Source organism: Marisediminitalea lipolytica (assembly GCF_001758465.1).
Classification (GTDB): Bacteria; Pseudomonadota; Gammaproteobacteria; order Enterobacterales; family Alteromonadaceae; genus Alteromonas; species Alteromonas lipolytica.
In genome coordinates this window covers 61,499-81,974 of sequence record NZ_MJIC01000014.1, presented here as the reverse complement: position 1 = coordinate 81,974, position 20,476 = coordinate 61,499, and the positions used below count along the sequence as shown (strand labels likewise).

Genomic DNA, 20,476 nt, shown 5'->3' with positions numbered 1-20,476 from the left:
AAACGGTGGCCACTGCCACCGTTCTATTATTGCCCACAACTCATCGCGGCGACTTATTGTTTTGTCATATTCTGATGAAAGCGGGCTAAGTCTGCCACTTTTTCAGCTCCGGCAATTTCGGCAAAAGGCTGGTCAGCAAAGCTGGTACCGCGCAACTGTACCGACACCCGCGCAGCATTATCATTCAGCATAGTTTGCTGATAGAACGCCTTAACGTCGTCAATAGTGACGTTTTCCACCGCAGCGATTAACCGTTGCTTGCTGTCAAAATCAAATTTCTCGCGATACCAGTCAGCAATAAAAGGGACAACCTCATCACGCATATTTTTAGGCGCTTCTTTCAGCGTTACCAGCACGCTGGCCTTTAACTGCGCAAATTCGTCAGGTGTCAATGCATCCAGCGCCGTTTTGTATTCTGTCTTAAACTGGTCAAAACGTGCCTGCATGGCTGCAACATCTTTGACTGGTGTCTGAATGTACATCGCAAAACCGGTGTAATCGCCAATGTTAGTGGCAGTGCCGCCTACTGCATACGCGAGCTGCTCTTCGGTGCGCAGTTTATCAAACGCCACATTACTGAAGTGACCACGCAAAACCGCACCAGCAGCTTTGGTTTTGTAACCCGGCTGTGGATGCACCATCACGTCAATCACCGCTACATCAGCAACGGTCAGATCCTGTTGCCATACCAGCTTTTGCGCTGGCTGTGGTTGCCAGAATTCGCGCATGTCGTAGTCAACACTCTTGCGCTCTGCTGGCAAGGCGGCATTTACCCGCTCAACAGCCTTGGCTAAATCGGCTTTGTCATAGTTACCAAAAGCAAAGATCCGCAGTTGGTTTTCACCCAGCAGTTGCGGCATAAAGGCCTGCATATCAGCCACCGTTAGCGACTGTGCGGCGGCAATTAACGCATCAGTGTTAAAATTGCCTTCACGGACAACATCATTGTAGGCATCAAACGCCTGATAAAACGGGAATTTTTTGCCCGCATTTTGTAAGCCTCGGACATAACGGTCGACCGCCTGGGCAAAATTCTGGTCATTCACCTCAACCGTTAACCCATCTAACGCCTGGCTCAGTAGTTGCGGCTGTTTATCAGTAAAACCACCAATGGCCAGACTGATACCATTACCGTTATCAAAGCGTAGTGACATCCCGGCTATACCCGCCTCGGTCATCAGTGCGCTTTGTTGCAAGGTATATAAATCCTTCCACAACGCGGTCATTACCGTGGCCTTAATATCAGACTCCGGCAAGCCCGAGTTAATATACACAGTCATTTCGCCGCGTGGTTGCTCGGTAAACGCCTGACTGGGGAATGACCAGACTTTGATCTTATCGTTATCAATAACCAGTTCGGGCTTGCTTTGCGGTGTCTGTTGTTTAAGTGCAAAATGCTCAGGCAGCAGTCGGTTAACCGCAGGCAGGTTTAACGCAATGCCCGCAGGCTGTTGCCAACTGGCAATTTCGTCATTGCTGATAGATTCAATTTTATACTTGCCATCGTAAAAATGGAGCTGGCTGTCCGACGGTTCATCTTTACTGATATACCATACGCGAACACGTTGAGGCGTTAACTGGGCGAGCACATCTTTTATGACCTCAGCGTTAAACGACTCATAGTAATAAGGCGATGACACGGCAAATTTCGCCGGTACTTCCTGCATGGCAGCGGCCAGATTAGACACATAGCCAAAAGCATCGGTTTTTTGCAGGAAACGGAAACGGTTATTCAGACTGGTTTGAATTTCACTGAAGTACTTCTCATCAACGCCCTGCTGGCGAATCAAATCAATATATTGCATAACGACAGCGACAATGGCTTCGCGATTTTGCATACCCGCATCGGTTAAATCGATATTGATGCTGAAAGAACCGTAGTTACCGTACATGGCCGGTGACGCAGAAGCCGACAGATTAGAAATCAGCCCCATGGCTTTTAACTGGTATGCGGGCGTGCCGGGCATTTCCGAACCAATCAGGTAAGTCAGAAACTGATTAGGCTTATAGGCAAACTCATCGCTGTTGTTACGGATAGTGAAATCGATATTGAGCTTTTTCACATCTTCATTTGGTACGTAGTGAATACGCTTGCCACCCACCTGAGAAAAATCCAGCTTCTCATCTACTGTAGGATTGTCGATATTCTTGTTTTTGATGTCGCCAAAATACTGGGTCGCCAGTGCTTTCATTTCTGCCAGCGGGCGGTTACTGATCATCGCCAGCTTCATAATATTGGCCGAGTAATAACGCTGGTAAAAATTAACAGTCTCGCTGTGCAGCTTACTGCCCTCCTTATCCCCTAAGGTTTCCAGATTACCAATCAAAAAGCGATTCGCCGGGTGTTCGCCCATCATACTGCGAGCAAGCTTAAACTGCCCGAAATAGTCCATTTCGCGACGCATGGACCACTCGGCGTTCACGGCGTTTTTTTCTTTTTCGGTGTATTCAGGATAAAGCTTCGGCGCTTTAAAAAAGTCAGAAAAACGATCCAGCGCTTCGCCATAAGCATCGTTGTTAATCTTGAACATGTAGTTGGTGATATCCAGCCAGGTATACGCATTGTGCTGGCCACCATTAGCGGTCATAAATTCGGTATAGCCTTTGGTATCGGGATACCGCTCGGTGCCCAAAAACAGCATATGCTCAAGATAGTGAGCCATGCCTTGCTGTGACATGGGGTCATGCAACAGGCCCACGCTGACACTTAGCGAGGCGGCCGACTTTTCTGCCGTTGGGTCGGAAACCAGTATGACTTCTAACTGGTTTGGCAGGGTAAAGGTTTCGTATTGTCGATCGTCGTTAGGCGAAACCATTACGCTCTCTGGCGAGGCAGTGGCAGTTTCAGGCGGCTGCGCTTTGTCGGTGGCGCAACCAGCCAGCAATGCAGAAGAAACCATCGCCGCGAGGAAAAGCTTTTTCATTTATTATTACCTTATACAGCACAAGAACTTAAAGAGGGGCTGCCCGACACTGCGACATGTCCGGCGTTGCTTGCCCGCATCATACCGGTATCAGGTATTCAAGATACTAAAAAAGCGCTAAAAGGTACCAGATTCACCACAAGTGGATTGTAAATAAATATGTCAGTACAAGGCTGGCGCTGGGTGACAGAGAATTGCGCTGGTTACTCCCCCGGGGCGTGCTGGTCGATAAGGATCGCATTGCCATCAGGGTCAACCATGGCAATGCTGTCCGGACCAGAGTTGGTTGTGGTCTTTTTAGTCAGCACTACGCCGGCGTCGGTCAGTTGCGATTCAATCGCCTGCACAGAGGTATAGGCTGGCAGCGTATTACCGTCCTGATCCCAGCCTGGATTAAAGGTCAGCACATTGCCTTCAAACATGCCCTGAAAAAGGCCGATAACGGTGTGACCATTTTTTAGAATCAGCCAGTTTTGCTCAATGTCACCGCCATATTCTGTAAAGCCGAGCTTTTCGTAAAAAGCTTTTGATACTCGAATATCCTTTACCGACAAACTAACAGAAAATGCCCCAAGTTCCATGTTTAATCCCCGACGTTCGGCTCACAATGCCTTAAACTATCGTTGATCACAGGACAAAACGCAAAGAGCACCGCAGGTAAGGTAGGCAATCGGGCCGAGTTAAGCTACAGTGAAGTTTCAAACTTACTAATCTTTAAAGTGCTATGGACAGACGACGATTTATCAAGCTTTCCTCTTTATTTGGCGGCAGCCTTACCCTTTCCACACAGTTAACCGGCTGCGGCTCAACACCTGATGAAAAAACGTTTTATCCTGCAGTCACCTTTTCCCATGGTGTGGCCAGCGGCGATCCCACCACCAGTGCGGTTATTCTGTGGACGCGAGCGGTCCCCCAGGGTAACGATGACAGCGCTTATGTCCGTTGGCAAATTGCCACCAGCGCTGATTTTTCTTCGCCGCTTCGGGATGAAATTGCTAAAACGTCACGCAGTAACGATTTTACCGTTAAAGTTGACGTGCAGGATTTACCGGCGGGTACACAGTTTTATTATCGTTTTTTTACCAGCAAGAACAGCTCAGTAACCGGCACCACCCGCACTATTGCCAGAGGCATTATCGATAAACTTAAATTTGCTGTGTTCTCCTGCGCCAATTACCCTGCCGGTTACTTTAATGCCTACGCCGCTGCCGCACAGGATAAAGAAATTGATGTGGTGCTGCACTTAGGTGACTACATCTATGAATATGCTAAAGGTGGTTATGCCACCGAAAATGCAGACTCTATTGGCCGCCCATTTATGCCCGGCAATGAGGGGGAACTGTTAACCCTGAAGGACTACCGGTTACGCTACGCCACCTACCGTCAGGATAAAGGGCTGCTGAGTCTGCACCAGCGCAAGCCTTTTATTGCCGTTTGGGACGACCACGAAATTGCTAACGATACCTATATGTCAGGCGCTAAAAATCATACGCCCGATGAAGGTGACTTTTTTGCCCGCCGCACTGCCGCTATTCAGGCTTATTATGAATGGTTGCCTATCCGTCCGCCCATGGGCAACGAGAATCCACGGATATACCGGTCCTTTGAATTCGGCAACCTGGTTAACCTTTACATGCTCGACACCCGCGTAATTGGCCGTCAGAAACAGTTAGACATGGCTGATTTTAAACAAGCGGACGGACAGGTTGATACTGCCGCCTTTGCCAGCGCGATTAACGATCCAAACCGCACCTTACTGGGCAAAGCGCAATTTAACTGGCTGGCCAGTGAGGTTAAACAAAGCCGGGCACGCTGGCAGGTGCTGGGTCAGCAGATCCTGATGGGTAAAATGCACTATCCGGCAGAAATCCTCACCAGCAAACGAACAGAAATAGCGCCAAAAATTGCAGAACTTACCGCTCTGGTTAAAAAACAGCAGGCCGGCGCCCGCCTGACCCGGCAGGAGCAAGCCCGCCTTGCTACCAAAATACCCTATAATCTGGATGCCTGGGACGGCTACGCGGCCGAGCGTCAAAAAGTCCTGAAGCTGTTTAGTGATGCCCGTAAATCGTTGGTGGTGATTGCCGGTGACACACACAATGGCTGGGTTAACAATCTGACTGATGAAACCGGTCAGACTGTTGCCGTAGAATATGCTACGCCAAGTGTGTCTTCCCCGGGCATGGAAGCTTATGTCGGTTTAAAAGGCAATCAGGCGAAACAGCTGGCCGATGCGCTGCCCCTTTTAATCGACGATTTGGCTTACTGCAATCTGCATGAGCGCGGTTATATGACCATGCACTTTACCCTTGGCATGATTACCACAGAGTGGCACTACATGAGCAACGTCAGCAGCGAAGCCTACACCGTGTATACCCGCCACACCGAGCGTTTTGTGGATTAACAAACTCAGCCAGCTATTTGCCCTGCCGGGGAAATACCCGGCATTTAGCTGGCTTCAGGGTAAATACATTTGCGCAAAATCAGGCGCACTGAACTCTTCACAAACCTGCTCAAACCCGGACTGCAAAATCGAGTAAATTTCATTTAGCGCCGGTTTTTCAGCTGTAGTTTTAGCCAGCATGTTAAGCAACCTCGTCGCCTGCTCGGTATTGCCATAACAACCAAACTCGGTTGCCAGCATAATTTTGGCAAAAATGTCACCGTCGTCTGCTGCCTGTTTTATCAATGTTGCGCCCCCCTCCGGATAAGTTAACCATCCCAACACAAATTTGGCCCGGGCCTCCCCTCTTTGCTCGGCCAAAAACGATAAAATCCGTTTGGCTTTGTACTCAGACTGTGGGTAGCGCTCATAACGATTACCCTTTTTCGCTGGCAGCTGACCATGATAATAAGCAAAAGCAAAGCGCATGGCATCTTCGGTTGAAAGCGTAGCCAGATTTGCTGAAGTCACGTCGATGGCTTTAGCCGCAAAGGCTTGCCGTTGCTCGACAACCTGACTCTGCTGCGAAGCCGTCTGGCGAAAAATTTCTACTCCGGTCAGGGCAAATAAGGTTCCGCCCAGGGTTAAACCGCTCAAAATGACAGTGACTGGCACAAGCAAAAACCAGCGATTTCTCAGCCGCTGCGTGCTGACATGGCGGGACTGCTCGCACAGCAAATAAAATGCCCGGTGCTGAGCAAAGGGAATACGACGTCGGCCCAGATAAACCGCAGACCACACGCCAATTGCGTAAAGCCCGACCAAAATAAAAGCGCGTACAGATTGCCCCTCACCAAGACTCAGACCAAAAACAAAAGCCGCCGCCACTACAGCGGTATGGGAAATAACCGCAATGACGCCAAAAACCGGCATAAAACCGCGGCCATAGTAGCGCACCGTAAGACCAATTAGTGCGCCGCTGACAGCCAGCATTAAAGGAGCAAAGCGATCATCCTGAAGATACAACCAGTACCAGAGAATCAACATGGGCACCGCCCACAGTGCCGCCGCGATTGCCGCAGCTAAGCCATTCTGACGATTGAGTTTCGCCTCGACGGCCTCAATTTCCTGTTGTTGCACCTGCACAGCCATTTCCTTGTTTAACAGATTCCTCACGGGGTTCGGGCAACCTGATTGCCGATGGTCACACCTTATCAAGGGATCCTAAACATGTCAGCTAATTGCATGATATTCAGGAATAAATCAGCAGTTATTACACCACATGGGGCGCAATTTTTACCGTCTGTATTTAACCGGGGAAAGGACTAACAGCTACGAATTAAGCGGGGTTCTGGCTGCCCTTACGGCTTTAGGATGCATCAGCTTTTCCAGCGCTTTTAAATAGTTAGCAATAGTCTGGTGGGTTTGCTTATCGGCCGTAACCGCGTTATACAACCAGTGATAAGCATCCTGATAATCATAGGGCGAACCGTAACCATCAATAAACAATTCAGCCAGCTGCATTTGGGCTTTCAGATTACCCAGGGCGGAAGCTTCGCGTAAGAAAATAACCGCTCGTTTACGGTCTTGCTGAACTAACGTGCCCTTACTGTAGTAACGACCCAATTGTTCAAGAGCGGCGGGTAACCCCTGATCAGCAGCCTGACGCATGAAATCGATACCACGCTCGGGGTCAGCCTCTATGCATACGCCCCAGGCCAGCATATCACCCCATAAAAACTGATAAGCCGGCACCTTTAATACTTCGGCTCGGGCTTCGATATCCTGATTTAACTGACAGCGGTCCATCACTACTCTGTCGAGATGCTCATTGCGGTTAATCAGATTAATTAACTCATCCTGACTGTATAACTGTACGGCTTTGATTTCCTGAGCCATCGCCGGACTCGTAATGGTTAACCAGAGTCCGCCAAGGAGTAGTAACAAACCACTTTTACTTTGCATGTGTGATGTTCCCGCTGTTTATCCGCCTCTCGGTTATATCGGCCAACGAGACAAAAACCTAATTAAATTTAATGTTCATCGCACTGTTAATACGACGGGTGTGCTCAACAACATCGATACCTAAATCTGTCAGGTATCCCCCGTCCACCTGGGTAATTAAGCCTTTCGAATAAAGCCTGGCAGCGGCTTCAACAATGGACTGGGTAGCATCATGGTGAATCTTTAACCCCTGCATCAGACTTTCAGCAGGAAATTTTAATAACAAGTTAAGCTCTTCAATAACATCTTGAGAAAAAGCCATAGTGACTCCAGGCAACAATTATATTTAATTATATAGCCAGTATGCGCTTGTTTCGCCAACAAGTCATGACGATATTTGAACCACTGGCCGTTTCGAAAAACCGTTCACTCATCCCTATATAATACTCTTTGCCCGTAAAACACAACCAGCCGTTAAGAATATGTTAAATCAACCAGTCCGAGTGATCGGCTCCGTTGCTTTAATGGTATACTCCTGCAAATCATCCTGTTTTGATGAACATCATACAATTAGGGTAGCCACGCGGTATGAAATACAAAGATTTACGTGACTTTATCGGTCAGTTAGAAAAAAACGGCGATTTAGTCCGCATTACACAACCGGTCAGTACCAAGCTGGAGATGACCGAAATTGCCGACCGCACATTGCGTGCCGGCGGCCCGGCCTTACTCTTTGAAAATCCCGTTGACTTTGACATCCCGGTGTTAATGAATCTGTTTGGTACGCCAGAGCGCGTGGCGCTGGGCATGGGGCAAAGTTCTGTCAGTGCCCTGCGCGAAGTAGGTAAATTGCTGGCTTACCTTAAAGAGCCTGAGCCTCCAAAAGGCCTGAAAGACCTGTGGGAAAAACTCCCGGTATTTAAACAAGTGTTAAATATGCCCGCTAAAGAAGTGCGTAAAGCGCCCTGTCAGGAAGTGGTATTAAGCGGTGACCAGGTAGACCTGACCCGTTTACCTGTTCAGCACTGCTGGCCTGGTGATGCTGCGCCACTGATTACCTGGGGCCTCACCGTTACCAGAGGGCCGCATAAAAAGCGGCAGAATCTGGGTATATACCGGCAACAGGTGCTGGGCAAAAATAAACTGATCATGCGCTGGTTGTCTCACCGCGGCGGTGCGCTGGATTTTCGTGAATGGTGCCAGACCCATCCCGGCGAACCCTACCCGGTTTCGGTTGCCCTGGGAGCAGACCCTGCAACCATTCTCGGTGCTGTAACCCCGGTACCGGATACCCTTTCTGAATATGCCTTTGCCGGCCTATTACGGGGCGACAAAACCGAAGTGGTAAAATCCATAAGCAACGATTTACAAGTGCCAGCCAGCGCCGAGTTTGTGCTGGAAGGTTATATCGCCCAGGATGAAACCGCACCGGAAGGCCCCTATGGCGATCACACCGGCTACTACAACGAAGTCGATGAGTTCCCGGTATTTACGGTCACCCACATTACCCACCGCAAGGATCCCATCTATCATTCAACCTACACTGGCCGGCCGCCGGATGAACCAGCCGTGTTAGGTGTGGCGCTTAATGAAGTTTTTGTGCCGATTCTGCAAAAGCAGTTTCCTGAGATTGTCGACTTTTATCTGCCGCCGGAAGGCTGTTCTTACCGAATGGCCGTAGTCACTATGAAGAAGCAGTACCCGGGACACGCCAAACGGGTAATGATGGGGGTCTGGTCTTTTTTACGCCAGTTTATGTATACCAAGTTTGTCGTGGTGTGCGATGACGACGTTAACGCCCGCGACTGGAAGGATGTAATTTGGGCAATCACTACCCGAATGGATCCCGCCCGTGATACAGTAATGATTGAAAATACGCCCATTGATTATCTTGATTTCGCCTCGCCGGTATCGGGATTAGGCTCCAAGATGGGACTGGATGCCACCAATAAAATGCCCGGAGAAACCGACCGTGAATGGGGTGAGCCCATAGTAATGGATCAGGCGGTTAAAGACCGGGTTGATGCAATCTGGGATGAACTCGGTATTCCAACCAGTTCCGTCACCAGTAAATAAGTAACCAACAAACATTAAGAGATTCTTTATACATGTCACAAATTAGATGCCAGGTTGAAGGTATTGCTCCCTTAACTAAGACGGTTTATCGGGTAGATTTAACCCCGGATGTTTCACTCGACTTCGAATCTGGCCAGTATGTACTGGTGCATATGGGCGAAGATGATCAGCGCCCGTTCTCCATTGCCAATGCGGCTTATGATAACAACCGTCTGGAACTGCATATTGGTGCCGATCCGGGCAACAGCTATGCTACTGAAGTGCTTGAACGCATGCGTCAGGAAAAAGCCATTTACGTTTCCGGCGGTCACGGTCAGGCGACCTTACAGGCGGGTGATAAACCTATGATCCTGGTAGCTGGCGGTACCGGTTTTTCTTACACCTACTCTATTTTAATGCAGTCGCTGAAAGTGAATCCAAATCGCCAAGTCACGCTCTACTGGGGAGGCAAACACCTGGACGATCTTTACTACCATAAAGAACTGATTTCTCTGGCAGAACACCACCCACACATGACCTACATTCCGGTGGTAGAAAATGCCGATGAAGACTGGGAAGGCCGCAAAGGCTGGGTGCATCATGCAGTACTGGCAGACTTTGCCGACTTATCCGCCATGCAGGTGTATATCGCAGGACGTTTTGACATGGCCAAGGTTGCCCGCGACGATTTTTTTGAGCGCGGCTTAACCAAAGAAAACCTGTTCGGCGACGCTTACGCGTTTATTTAATCTGACAATACCACGGTGGTTATAATGAAAATAATACGTCCACTCACTTTACTTGCTTTTGCGGGCAGTCTGTCGGTACAGGCTGACCAGCTTGATTACGTTGACCAACCTCAGTTACACGATATTGCCAGTGCGATCTCTGCTGAGCGCATTGAGCAGGATATTACCAAACTGGTAGGCTTTGGTACCCGGCACACTCTGTCTGAGACAGCGTCTGACACCCGGGGGATTGGCGCGGCAAGACGTTGGGTGAAAGCAGAGTTTGAACGTATTTCTGCCGCCTGTGGAAACTGTCTGGAAGTCTTTTACAGCGCCGCCACCATTAGCGGTGAGAAGCGGATACCCGATGCCACCGAAGTGGTTAGTGTGATTGCCATTCAACGGGGCGTTACCGATCCGAACCGCTATGTACTGATGTCCGGTGATATTGATTCACGGGTGTCTGATGTCATGGATGCCACCTCAGACTCTCCCGGGGCCAACGACAATGCCTCTGGCGTAGCTGGTACACTGGAAGCCGCCCGGGTACTCAGCCAGTACCGCTTTAACGGCAGCATTGTGTATGCCGCGCTTTCCGGCGAAGAGCAGGGATTATTCGGCGGTAAAATTCTGGCCGGGCAGGCTCAAAAAGAGGGCTGGCGTTTAAAAGCCGTTTTAAATAACGACATGATTGGCAATATCGAAGGCATTAATGGGGTGATAAACAATACCACCGCGCGTATTTTTGCTGAAGGTACCCGCCAGACCGAAACTGAACGGGAAGCCATCAAGCGGCGCTTTACCGGCGGCGAAGTGGACTCCCCGAGCCGTAACCTGGCCCGCTATATCGACTTAATTGCCGACCGTTATATTCCTAATCTGGATACCATGGTGGTTTATCGCCTGGATCGCTTTGGACGAGGCGGTCATCACCGTCCGTTTAATGATTTAGGCTTTCCTGGCGTACGCATTATGGAAACCAACGAAAACTATCATCGCCAGCACCAGGACATTCGCGAAGAAAACGGCATTCGCTATGGCGACACCATAGAGGGTGTTAACTTTGACTATGCCGCCAAACTTACCGCGTTAAATGCAACCAGCCTGGCCAGCATGGCATGGGCCCCTAACCCACCTGTAGAAGTTGCTATTAAAGGTGCCGTTCAGCCCTCAACAACGCTGAGCTGGAAGGCCCTGGACAAGACCCAGAATCCACAGCTGGCCGGCTATAAAATTTACTGGCGGTACACCGATGCACCGCAATGGCAATTTAGTCGTTTTGTTGGCGATGTGACCGAATTTACGCTGGAAAACGTAGTGATTGATAACTACTTTTTTGGAGTTGCCAGTGTCAGCAAAGACGGCTTTGAAAGTCCGGTTGTCTTTCCCGGCGCAGCGGGAGCGTTTGGCGAATAAACGGTTAAGGTGTAAAACATGCGACGGTATAGCAGTCTGGTAAAGGTTTTAGTGTCAGCAGCGCTCATTTGCCCGGTGACACCTGTGAGCGCCCAGACTCCCGTTAAACTGGTCGCTAACCCCTTACCAACACTGGTTAGCGAAGAGACTGAACCTGCTCGCTTAAACCAATTGATCAGCAAAGCGTTGGAACAGATAGGCGTTGATGCCGAACTGGTAGTAGACCGGCCTGCCTTTTCTGGCAGCGGTTTACTAACGGGTAAATACGATGGTGAATTTGCTCATCTGACGCTGGACTCACCCCGTGACAATCTGCTTTACAGCAAGCCTTATTTACCCGCTTTACTTTATGTTGCCAGTCGCAAGTATCCGCTTGATGAGGTGACTCAGTTTTCTCATCTTCCTTCAGCGCGGGTAGCCACAACCAACCGGATTGCGAATACCCCTTCCATGCGGGAGGTACGCGCGGTTTCCTGGGTGCGCAACCCAACGTTATTCGATATGTTCAGTCAGTTGTCGCAACAACGCGCCGACTACGTATTTGAGGACGCTCTGGTACTTGCCGAATTTAACCGTCTGCTGGTCGATGATGGGGAGTTACCCTTACAGGTCTCACCACAGCCCCTGGTGAAATCAGCACTCACAATCAGCCTGCGTAAGGACTATCCGGGTGCAGCAGGGATTTTGCGTGAATTTGATAACTATATCAGCCGTATTCAACAAAACGGTGAGTATAACGAGGCGCTGGCAATTAGCTGGACGCTCAGGGATATTAACGATGATGGCATAGCAGACTGGATAACCAGTAGCAACATCTACCACGATGACACGCCTCCCATGTCGCAGAAAGGTGTGTTACCGCTGGATAAATTCAAACCCGGCGACAAATCCCTGTTTGTGGTAGACGGAGAGACTTATACCCAGTGGGAACAGGCACAGGCCGTTCTGCAGAAAAATACGTCACTGCCACGACCTTCACTCCTCGATCACGAAGTCTATAAAAGGATGCTACGCCGCTGGTAGCCGAATTCCTGTTTAGTGCTACACAAACGCCTGCAAGCCGGTTTGTGCCCGACCTAAAATTAAACCATGAATATCATAGGTGCCTTCATAAGTATTCACGGTTTCCAGATTAAGCATGTGACGCATAATATGGAATTCATCAGAAATACCGTTGCCGCCGTGCATGTCCCGGGATTTGCGCGCAATATCCAGCGCTTTACCGCAGTTATTCCGCTTGATCAGGGAAATCATGGCCGGATCAAATTGTCCGCTGTCGATAAGTTGGCCCACTCGCAGCGCCCCCTGTAAACCAAGTGTAATCTCGGTTTGCATATCAGCCAGTTTGGTTTGAAACAACTGGGTTTGCGCCAGCGGTTTGCCAAACTGTTTGCGGTCCAGTCCATACTGCCTGGCCGCATGCCAGCAAAACTCCGCTGCGCCCATGGCACCCCAGGCAATTCCATAGCGCGCCATATTCAGGCAGCTAAAGGGGCCCTTTAACCCAGTCACACCAGGTAACATACTGGCTTCTGGCACAAACACGTCATCCATAACAATTTCGCCAGTAATCGACGCTTTTAGCGACAATTTACCGGTAATTTCCGGGGTGGAAAGCCCTTCCATTCCGCGCTCTAAAATAAAGCCACAAATGGCATCATCCAATGCTGCATTCTTTGCCCACACCACACAGATATCCGCCAATGGCGAATTAGTGATCCACATTTTACTGCCGCTAAGGCGATAACCACCAGCCACCGGTTTAGCGCGGGTTTCCATACCAGCGGGATCAGAACCGGCATTCGGCTCGGTCAAACCAAAACACCCAATGTACTCACCGGTGGCCAGTTTCGGTAGGTATTTATCTTTTTGTTGCTGGCTGCCAAACTGATATATCGGGTGCATCACCAGTGACGACTGCACACTCATCGCACTGCGATAGCTGCTGTCCACGCGCTCTACTTCACGGGCAATCAGGCCATAAGCCACGTAACTCACACCAGCGCAGCCGTAGCCTTTAATGGTGGCGCCCAACAAACCCATTTCACCAAACTGGCGCATAATAGCCGGATCGAAATAGCCCTGGCGATTAGCCTGTAAAATACCAGGTTGCAGAACATCCTGACAAAACTGATGGGCCGAGTCCCGCAACATGCGTTCCTCTTCACTCAGTTGATTGTCCAGCATAAATAGGTCCTGCCAATAGGGATTAACCGACATCCGAAAGCTCCTGCCTGAAAGTGATAAAAGAGAAAGTGTTTATTGCGCAATTATACACCCTCGCCTGCAACACCGATGCTAAATGCCGGTTAAAGGTAACGCGGTTGTGTACTTTATTTGTTCCATCGCAAAGCTTGAGGTTACATCACCCATGGGCATGTTTTTTATCAGCCTTTTGTAAAAATGATCAAAGCGCTGCATATCAGCCACCATTACCTTAAGCAGATAGTCGTATTCACCGGACATACGGTAAAACTCAACCACCTCTTCAAACGCACTGCAATGATGAGCAAAGGCGGTTAACCATTGCTCGTCATGACGGCCGGCCTTAACCTGGACAAACACCGTGAGTTTTAAACCCAGGGCTGCGGCGTCCAGTAACGCTACCTTGCGCGTAATTAACCCCTGTTGTTGCAGGCGCTGTATTCTTCGCCAGCAAGGCGTAGTGGTTAACCCAACGGTTTCGGCAATATCCTGCACCGCAATTTCGGCATCCTGCTGCAATAAGGTCAGAATTTTTTTATCTGTCGCATCCATAGCAATATTTTCTACCTGATAATAAAAAATTAGAGTATTACTGCAAGGATAATGTCATTTATCGAAAATCTTAGCAAATCATTGCCAGTATCCGGGCGCATAATATGTTTTATCATCCTTAATCAACAGGCCAGGACAATGCTGGATAACGCACTCAACGCCCTTCAGGCTAACCCGGTTTTTAATTGTATAACCCAGACCATCGGTCAAACGCCGTTGGTCAGACTCAATCGGTTACCCAATCTACAAGGTGTAGAAGCCACCATTCTGGCCAAACTGGAATATTTTAATCCGGCCGGTTCAATTAAGGATCGTGCTGCGCTATCCATGTTGCAGGATTTACTCAGTCGACACGGCAACAAGGTAAAACATATTGTCGAGGCTACTTCGGGCAACAGCGGTGTGGCCTGTGCCTGGCTGGGGGCTATCTATGATATCCCGGTGACTATCGTTATGCCTGAGCACATGTCTGCAGAACGTCAGAAACTCATTCGCCACTATGGGGCTACTCTCATCACTACTGCCAGAGCTGAGGGCATGCCTGGCGCTATTTGCCATGCAGAGCAATTACTCCATCATATTGAAGGCAGCGTATCGATGGATCAGTTTGCTAATCCGGCCAATGCGGCAGCCCATGAAAAAGCCACTGCCGAAGAACTTTGGCAAAGCACCCAGGGCCAGATTGATGCACTGGTTGCCTGCATGGGCACAGGCGGCACGCTCACGGGCCTGGCCCGTACGCTCAAAGCGCGTAATCCGGCAATCCATATAGTAGCGGCCGAACCCAGTGCGTGCCCGCTGCTGAGTCAGGGCAAAGCAGGTGAACATGCTATTCAGGGAATTAACCCCGGCCACATTCCTAAAGGGCTGGATCGTAGTTTGTTAGATGAAGTCATTACCGTGGACTGTGAGCAGGCTATTGAAATGGCCCGACTGCTGGCCTGTAAAGAAGGCATGGCGGCCGGCATTTCTTCTGGTGCAGCCACGTTTGCCGCCTTGCAGTTGGGGCGCAGGGATGCATTTAAGGGTAAGCATATCGTTACCCTGTTAGCGGACGGTGCCGAACGGTATTTCTCGACGGCGCTGTTTAGTGCTTAATTCGGGGAGGACTGACTTAGCTAGTCGAGCTTATGCCACCAGGGAACCGAAAACTCGACTTGTTCGGCGGGTACTTCAATAGCATTCACCCGGGCAAAACTGAGCCACCATAAGCGTTCGGTTTCTGCATCGGTAAACACCAGACGCTGGCTATTGGCGTAGGCTTTATAAGCATTAAAATACGCTTCAATCGGCAACATAGGATGACTCTGATCAAAGATTACCTTGCCACCCTCGCGCTGATATAAAAAGGCATCGACGGCAAATTCCAGCGCTGAAAATTGTGCCAGCGTCTCCAGCTTGTCCCCTTTAAGCGTGTCACTGGCAAACGCCTTTTTGAATGACGCCACGAACTCAGGGCTGGCAGTCAGGGCGTTATTTTTAGCAAAGTCGAGAATAAAAGCGTGATGGATAAACTCTGCCACTTTAGAAAAAGTAAACATTCCCCGCTGCGCCTGACCACTGGGAGCTTCGCGCCAGGTTTTAAGCTGTTTCGGGGTAAACTTAATGTCCGCTTTAGAAAATGACTGACCGGCAATGGTGACCAAAGGAGCAGATTCGGCCATCGCACTACCCACAGGCAGCAGACAAAAAACAATTAGAAAAGAAAGAAGAAATCGTCTCATTAACATAACATCCATATCAGATTGCGCCATGTCAGACGTAGACGTACCACTCACACAAGGCGTGATACAAAAACCACCAGGGCGGCAGTTCAGAATAGATAAGGCCCCTACCAGATGGCAGGGGCCTCACAAATTATTTAGATGGCTTGTACGTTAGCCGCCTGCAGACCTTTTTGTCCTTGTTCAACTTCAAATTGAACTTTCTGACCTTCTACCAGGGTTTTGTACCCATCAGACATGATCGCACGAAAATGAACAAATACGTCTTTACCGCCGTCGTCCTGCGTTAAAAAGCCATAACCTTTTTCAGCATTAAACCACTTAACGGTACCAGTTACTTTAGACATGAAAACCTCAAAAAACTCTCTGTAAACCTGTGTGCCATGTGACACGGACTCGCTTCTTTAACTAGGGGTGACTCACGGTAAAACTATCAAACAGGTCATACAGCGCTAACTCGCATTAGCGTTTTATAACTGCGCGACGTTAGTAACCAACGAAAGCACAACTATTTAAAGAACAATACCACTATAACCACACCCTGAGGAAATTGATACTAAAATCACGAAAACTCTTATGATTTCATTAAAAATTAATTTTAGAGTCACATTCAGAACAATGATTTAGCAGCAAAAATCCGTTAAAAAACCGGGGCGGAAATTTAGCGCCGGCCCTTCCACCAGGCGACAAACCAGCAGCCTGTCCCCAGTAAAGTAAGTGCGCCCGAAAAGCCCCAGTGGGCCGGATACAAGGGCAGAATAGCGGCCACAATGATCAGCGTGGCACCAACAATACTAAAGTGCAGCGCCTTTTGTGCACGCTTTTGCTGATGCAGTAACGCCATGTTGGCCTGCTGTTGCTTCTCAGGGAAATGCTTAACCTGCTTGAGCGTGTCGTACAACAGATCCGGCATATCCGGCAGCTTTTCGCTCCAGTAAGGCAGGTTGGATTTTACCTTGCTGAACATAGCCCGGATGCCAATTTGCTCGCGCATCCAGTTTTCCAGAAAAGGCTTGGCGGTTTGCCACAGATCTAACTGGGGGTACAGCTGACGCCCCAGTCCTTCTATGTACAGCAAGGTTTTTTGCAGTAAAACCAACTGTGGTTGCACTACCATGTTAAAGCGACGGGCCGTATTAAACAGCTGCACCAGTACATTACCAAACGATATTTCAGCCAGTGGCTTTTGAAAAATGGGTTCGCACACGGTACGAATGGCCACCTCAAATTCATCGATATTAGTATCTGACGGCACCCAGCCAGAATCGGCATGTAACTGTGCAACCTTGCGGTAATCGCGGTTAAAGAAGGCAATAAAGTTCTCTGCCAGATACCGCTTGTCTTCCTGATTAAGTGTACCGACAATGCCAAAATCTATGGCGATGTACTGCGGATTTTGCGGGTTTTCGCGGGACACAAAAATATTGCCCGGATGCATATCGGCATGGAAAAAGCTGTCGCGGAATACCTGCGTAAAGAAGACCTCAACCCCTCGCTCGGCCAGAATACGCAGGTTGGTATCCTGCTCTATCAGCGCGTCGATATTGGAAATAGGAATACCGTAAATGCGCTCCATAACCAGCACATTAGTACTACAATAATCACTGTAGATTTTGGGTACATACAATGCTTCTGAGCCTTCAAAGTTACGCCCCAGCTGCATACCATTAGCCGCTTCGCGAGTCAGATCCAACTCATCAACAATGGTCTTTTCATATTCTTTAACCACTTCTACCGGACGCAAACGCTTGCCATCCGGTAACCACTGCTGGATCACTTTGGCAAACGTCAGCATCAGCTGAGTATCGGCTTTAATGGTTTTACGAATATCCGGGCGCAGTACTTTCACCACCACATCGGTGTTGCCGTCTTTTAGTTTAGCGGCATGTACCTGAGCAATACTGGCTGATGCCAGCGGTATTTCGCTAAACTCACTGAACACAGAGTCTAATGCAGACACATTAAGCGCTGTTAAAATAATTTGCTGGGCGCGCTGGGTGTCGAAAGGTTTTACCCGGTCTTGCAGCATGGCCAGTTCATTGGCAATTTCTGGCGGGAGTAAGTCACGACGGGTTGACAGCATCTGGCCGAATTTAATAAACACCGGTCCCAGCGCCTGCAGCGCCAGTGTTAACCGGGCGCCGGCATTCTTCTCTTTATGTTTGTTACGGATCCAAAAAATACTCATCCGCATCAGGCGCACATACCAGGGCAGCCATTTCGCCGGAATCAGCTCATCGAGTCCATGCTCAAGCATGACCCGGTTTATGTGGTAAATCCTTAGTAACTGCATGGGCCTCTACTGCTTATTGCGTTCCAGTCTGGCCAGCCGCGTTTCAAAACGCTCCACGTCGTCGCGCAGGCTGCTGACCTGATCAGAAAAATGTAATACCGCCAGTTTATGCGCTGCCAGTTGCTTTTCGTCGGTCAGGGTACTGCCCAGAATCGCCCCGGCTTTTATGCTCAGCGTCTTAAGCTGGGCCTGCGCCCTGGCAGCCAGAGAAAAAACCTCGTGAGCAATCACGTCGTTGGTTTTTAACGCCAGTTGCTCTTCCAAATCAATATTCAGACTTTGTAGTAGTCCGGAAAAGCCCTGGGCAATAGCCAGCTCACCAACCACCTCCAGCTCACCACTTTTAATTAATTGGGTGAGCTGACTGGTATCCCGTAACTGCGGTAGCACGCTGAGCCGGGTTTTAATTACGCATTCCTCTGGCGTTATCGCTGTCACCGGTTCAGGTAATGCAAGTACGTCAATCTTGCTGGAGAAAGCCAGGGCAAACCGCTGCTTTACATCAGTGAGCTCAACCACCAGCCGCTTGCCTTGCAAAGTGCTTAATTTGTTCAGCGCATCAGGATCAAGCGCCAGCACCTTATTTAGTGCGGTTTCTACCGAGGCAGTAAGTAATGGAACTGCGGGCATTAAAATTTATAACCCCGGTGCAACGCCACAATACCGCCCGTGAGGTTCTGATAATCGCAGTGCTCGAAACCAGCATTCTCGAACATTCCCTTTAGCGTTTCCTGATCCGGGTGCATGCGAATCGACTCAGCAAGATACTGGTAGCTTTCGCGATCGTTAGCCACCAGTTGCCCCATGGTTGGCAATACGTTAAAGGAATACCAGTCATAGGTTTTCGACAATATTTCGTTGGTCGGCTTAGAAAACTCCAGCACCAATAAACGGCCGCCGGGCTTCAGAATACGGAAAATCGATGCCAGGGCTTTATCTTTGTCGGTAACGTTACGCAGGCCAAAAGCCATGGTGACCAAATCAAAATGGTTATCCGGAAATGGCAGTGCTTCTGCATTCGCCTGCACATAATCAACATTGCCAACCACCCCCATATCACGCAGCTTATCGCGTCCTACCGACAGCATCGAATGATTAATATCAGCCAGCACCACCTGGCCGGTGGGGCCAACCAGACGGGAAAACTTCGCCGCCAGATCACCGGTACCGCCGGCTAAATCCAGCACTTTCTGACCACTTTTGATGCCGCTGCAATCAATCGTGTAACGTTTCCACAGACGGTGAATACCCATTGACATAAAGTCATTCATCACGTCGTATTTTGCCGCTACCGAGTCAAAGACACCGGCTACCATTGAGGCCTTTTTGGCCCGTTCAACGGTTTTAAAACCAAAGTGCGTCGACTGTTCCGAGTCACTGCTTTTGTCGATATTCGGGGTTTGCTGTTCTGACATGGGGTAATTCTTCTTTTTAGCGTCCGGCGACTGCTTATTCGCGGTTAAGAGAGCAGATATACGGACCCGATAATATAATGGGGCAAGTGTAACTAAAAGCGTTGGCGCTTACCATCCTGTTCGCGACCACCCGACCAATGTTATTGATGGGGCGCAAGTATCGAGGGTAAGTCTGCAAGCGTGTTTAGCACCTTATCCGGTTGATAGGCATGAATATCTTCACCGTGATTGTAGCCATAGGGTACGGCAAAAACCGCACAACCAGCGGCTCTGGCGGCATTGATATCGGATTTGGAATCACCGATCATCAGCGCTTCTTCTACCTTTCCGCCCAAGGCCTCAAGGGCGAATAATATCGGCTCAGGGTTTGGCTTTTTGTGCTCACAGGTATCGCCGCTGACAATCACAGAAAAATACTGGTCGAGCTTTTTCTCCTGCAATAGCGGTAGCGTGAACGCCTCTGCCTTGTTAGTAACGCAGCCCAGTTGGTAACCGTGATTCTTAAGCCAGTCGAGGGCGGGGATCACACCGTCATAGACCTGACTGCGTTTGGCGTGATTCTCTTTATACGCCTGCAGAAACGCCTGATACGCGGGCGCAAACAACTGCTCGTCAGGCTCATCATCCATTGCATTGGCCACCGCCCGCTTCATCAGCTTTTCTATACCGTTCCCCACCCAGCATCGAACAGCCGCTTCGCCTCGTGCAGGCAGGCCAACCTGCTGCATCGCAACGTCAACGCACCAGGCAAGGTCGGGCACGCTGTCTACCAGCGTACCGTCCAGATCAAAGAGGATATATCGCGGTGATTGCTGTTCCATGCAGATTCAATGTTCC

At 49.5% G+C, this 20,476-nt stretch carries 19 protein-coding genes; 6 read left to right on the top strand and 13 right to left on the bottom strand.

All coding sequences use genetic code 11. The features are described from left to right. Positions 1–53: 53 nt before the first annotated feature. On the bottom strand, positions 54–2,924 hold the full coding sequence (locus BFC17_RS11420) for an insulinase family protein (protein ID WP_070176617.1): 2,871 nt from the start codon (positions 2,922–2,924) through the stop codon (positions 54–56). 203 nt (positions 2,925–3,127) lie between these two features. Then, complete coding sequence (locus BFC17_RS11415; protein WP_070176616.1) at positions 3,128–3,505, bottom strand: VOC family protein; 378 nt, start codon at positions 3,503–3,505, stop codon at positions 3,128–3,130. A 143-nt stretch (positions 3,506–3,648) separates the two neighbouring features. On the opposite strand from BFC17_RS11415, the gene BFC17_RS11410 reads away from it, so the two are divergent. Next, positions 3,649–5,328 (top strand): alkaline phosphatase D family protein, encoded by a 1,680-nt coding sequence (locus BFC17_RS11410; RefSeq protein WP_070176615.1) that lies wholly within the window; start codon positions 3,649–3,651, stop codon positions 5,326–5,328. 54 nt (positions 5,329–5,382) lie between these two features. On the opposite strand, the gene BFC17_RS11405 is transcribed toward BFC17_RS11410, so the two are convergent. From BFC17_RS11405 to BFC17_RS11395, 3 genes are all read right to left on the bottom strand, one after another. Further along, on the bottom strand, positions 5,383–6,453 hold the full coding sequence (locus BFC17_RS11405; RefSeq protein ID WP_139142063.1) for a hypothetical protein: 1,071 nt from the start codon (positions 6,451–6,453) through the stop codon (positions 5,383–5,385). Positions 6,454–6,639: 186 nt separating this feature from the next. After that, positions 6,640–7,206, bottom strand: a complete 567-nt coding sequence (locus tag BFC17_RS11400; protein ID WP_229680955.1) for a tetratricopeptide repeat protein — start codon at positions 7,204–7,206, stop codon at positions 6,640–6,642. A 124-nt stretch (positions 7,207–7,330) separates the two neighbouring features. Next, positions 7,331–7,573, bottom strand: coding sequence for a TIGR02647 family protein (locus tag BFC17_RS11395; RefSeq protein WP_070176612.1), 243 nt, complete (start codon positions 7,571–7,573; stop codon positions 7,331–7,333). Positions 7,574–7,839: 266 nt separating this feature from the next. On the opposite strand from BFC17_RS11395, the gene ubiD reads away from it, so the two are divergent. Genes ubiD through BFC17_RS11375 form a run of 4 tightly spaced genes read left to right on the top strand, consistent with a single transcriptional unit; the run spans position 7,840 to position 12,473 of the window. Continuing rightward, the gene (gene ubiD / locus BFC17_RS11390) at positions 7,840–9,327 is read left to right on the top strand and encodes a 4-hydroxy-3-polyprenylbenzoate decarboxylase (protein WP_070176611.1); all 1,488 of its coding nucleotides are present in this window, start codon (positions 7,840–7,842) and stop codon (positions 9,325–9,327) included. Positions 9,328–9,359: 32 nt separating this feature from the next. After that, positions 9,360–10,055 (top strand): NAD(P)H-flavin reductase, encoded by a 696-nt coding sequence (fre, locus tag BFC17_RS11385; RefSeq protein WP_070176610.1) that lies wholly within the window; start codon positions 9,360–9,362, stop codon positions 10,053–10,055. A gap of 24 nt (positions 10,056–10,079) precedes the next feature. Then, a complete protein-coding gene (locus BFC17_RS11380; RefSeq protein WP_070176609.1) occupies positions 10,080–11,450 on the top strand; it encodes a M28 family metallopeptidase in 1,371 nt (456 codons plus the stop codon). Between the two features lie 18 nt (positions 11,451–11,468). Next, on the top strand, positions 11,469–12,473 hold the full coding sequence (locus tag BFC17_RS11375; RefSeq protein WP_070176608.1) for a substrate-binding periplasmic protein: 1,005 nt from the start codon (positions 11,469–11,471) through the stop codon (positions 12,471–12,473). An 18-nt stretch (positions 12,474–12,491) separates the two neighbouring features. Here BFC17_RS11375 and BFC17_RS11370 read toward each other — a convergent pair whose 3' ends face one another. After that, entirely contained in the window at positions 12,492–13,670 is a 1,179-nt protein-coding gene (locus tag BFC17_RS11370; protein WP_070176607.1) for an acyl-CoA dehydrogenase, read from the bottom strand. A 78-nt stretch (positions 13,671–13,748) separates the two neighbouring features. Further along, positions 13,749–14,207 carry an Lrp/AsnC family transcriptional regulator gene (locus tag BFC17_RS11365; RefSeq protein WP_070176606.1) on the bottom strand — a complete coding sequence of 153 codons (459 nt, stop codon included), beginning with the start codon at positions 14,205–14,207 and terminating at the stop codon, positions 13,749–13,751. 138 nt (positions 14,208–14,345) lie between these two features. Here BFC17_RS11365 and BFC17_RS11360 point away from each other — a divergent pair, with 138 nt between their 5' ends. Beyond that, the gene (locus BFC17_RS11360) at positions 14,346–15,305 is read left to right on the top strand and encodes a PLP-dependent cysteine synthase family protein (RefSeq protein ID WP_070176605.1); all 960 of its coding nucleotides are present in this window, start codon (positions 14,346–14,348) and stop codon (positions 15,303–15,305) included. A 20-nt stretch (positions 15,306–15,325) separates the two neighbouring features. Here the strand turns inward: BFC17_RS11360 and BFC17_RS11355 are convergent, their stop codons facing one another. The 6 genes from BFC17_RS11355 to BFC17_RS11330 form a co-directional block, all read right to left on the bottom strand. Continuing rightward, positions 15,326–15,931: a hypothetical protein gene (locus BFC17_RS11355; protein WP_139142062.1), complete on the bottom strand. Its 606-nt coding sequence runs from the start codon at positions 15,929–15,931 to the stop codon at positions 15,326–15,328. Between the two features lie 137 nt (positions 15,932–16,068). After that, a complete protein-coding gene (gene cspE, locus BFC17_RS11350) occupies positions 16,069–16,278 on the bottom strand; it encodes a transcription antiterminator/RNA stability regulator CspE (protein WP_070176603.1) in 210 nt (69 codons plus the stop codon). A gap of 314 nt (positions 16,279–16,592) precedes the next feature. Then, positions 16,593–18,224, bottom strand: a complete 1,632-nt coding sequence (ubiB, locus tag BFC17_RS11345) for a ubiquinone biosynthesis regulatory protein kinase UbiB (RefSeq protein ID WP_070176602.1) — start codon at positions 18,222–18,224, stop codon at positions 16,593–16,595. A 6-nt stretch (positions 18,225–18,230) separates the two neighbouring features. Continuing rightward, positions 18,231–18,854, bottom strand: a complete 624-nt coding sequence (locus BFC17_RS11340; protein WP_070176601.1) for a ubiquinone biosynthesis accessory factor UbiJ — start codon at positions 18,852–18,854, stop codon at positions 18,231–18,233. After that, positions 18,854–19,639: a bifunctional demethylmenaquinone methyltransferase/2-methoxy-6-polyprenyl-1,4-benzoquinol methylase UbiE gene (gene ubiE / locus BFC17_RS11335; protein WP_070176600.1), complete on the bottom strand. Its 786-nt coding sequence runs from the start codon at positions 19,637–19,639 to the stop codon at positions 18,854–18,856. The genes BFC17_RS11340 and ubiE overlap by 1 nt, the downstream gene beginning before the upstream one ends. A 140-nt stretch (positions 19,640–19,779) precedes the next feature. Continuing rightward, positions 19,780–20,460, bottom strand: a complete 681-nt coding sequence (locus BFC17_RS11330; protein ID WP_070176599.1) for a phosphoglycolate phosphatase — start codon at positions 20,458–20,460, stop codon at positions 19,780–19,782. Between the last annotated feature and the right edge of the window lie 16 nt (positions 20,461–20,476).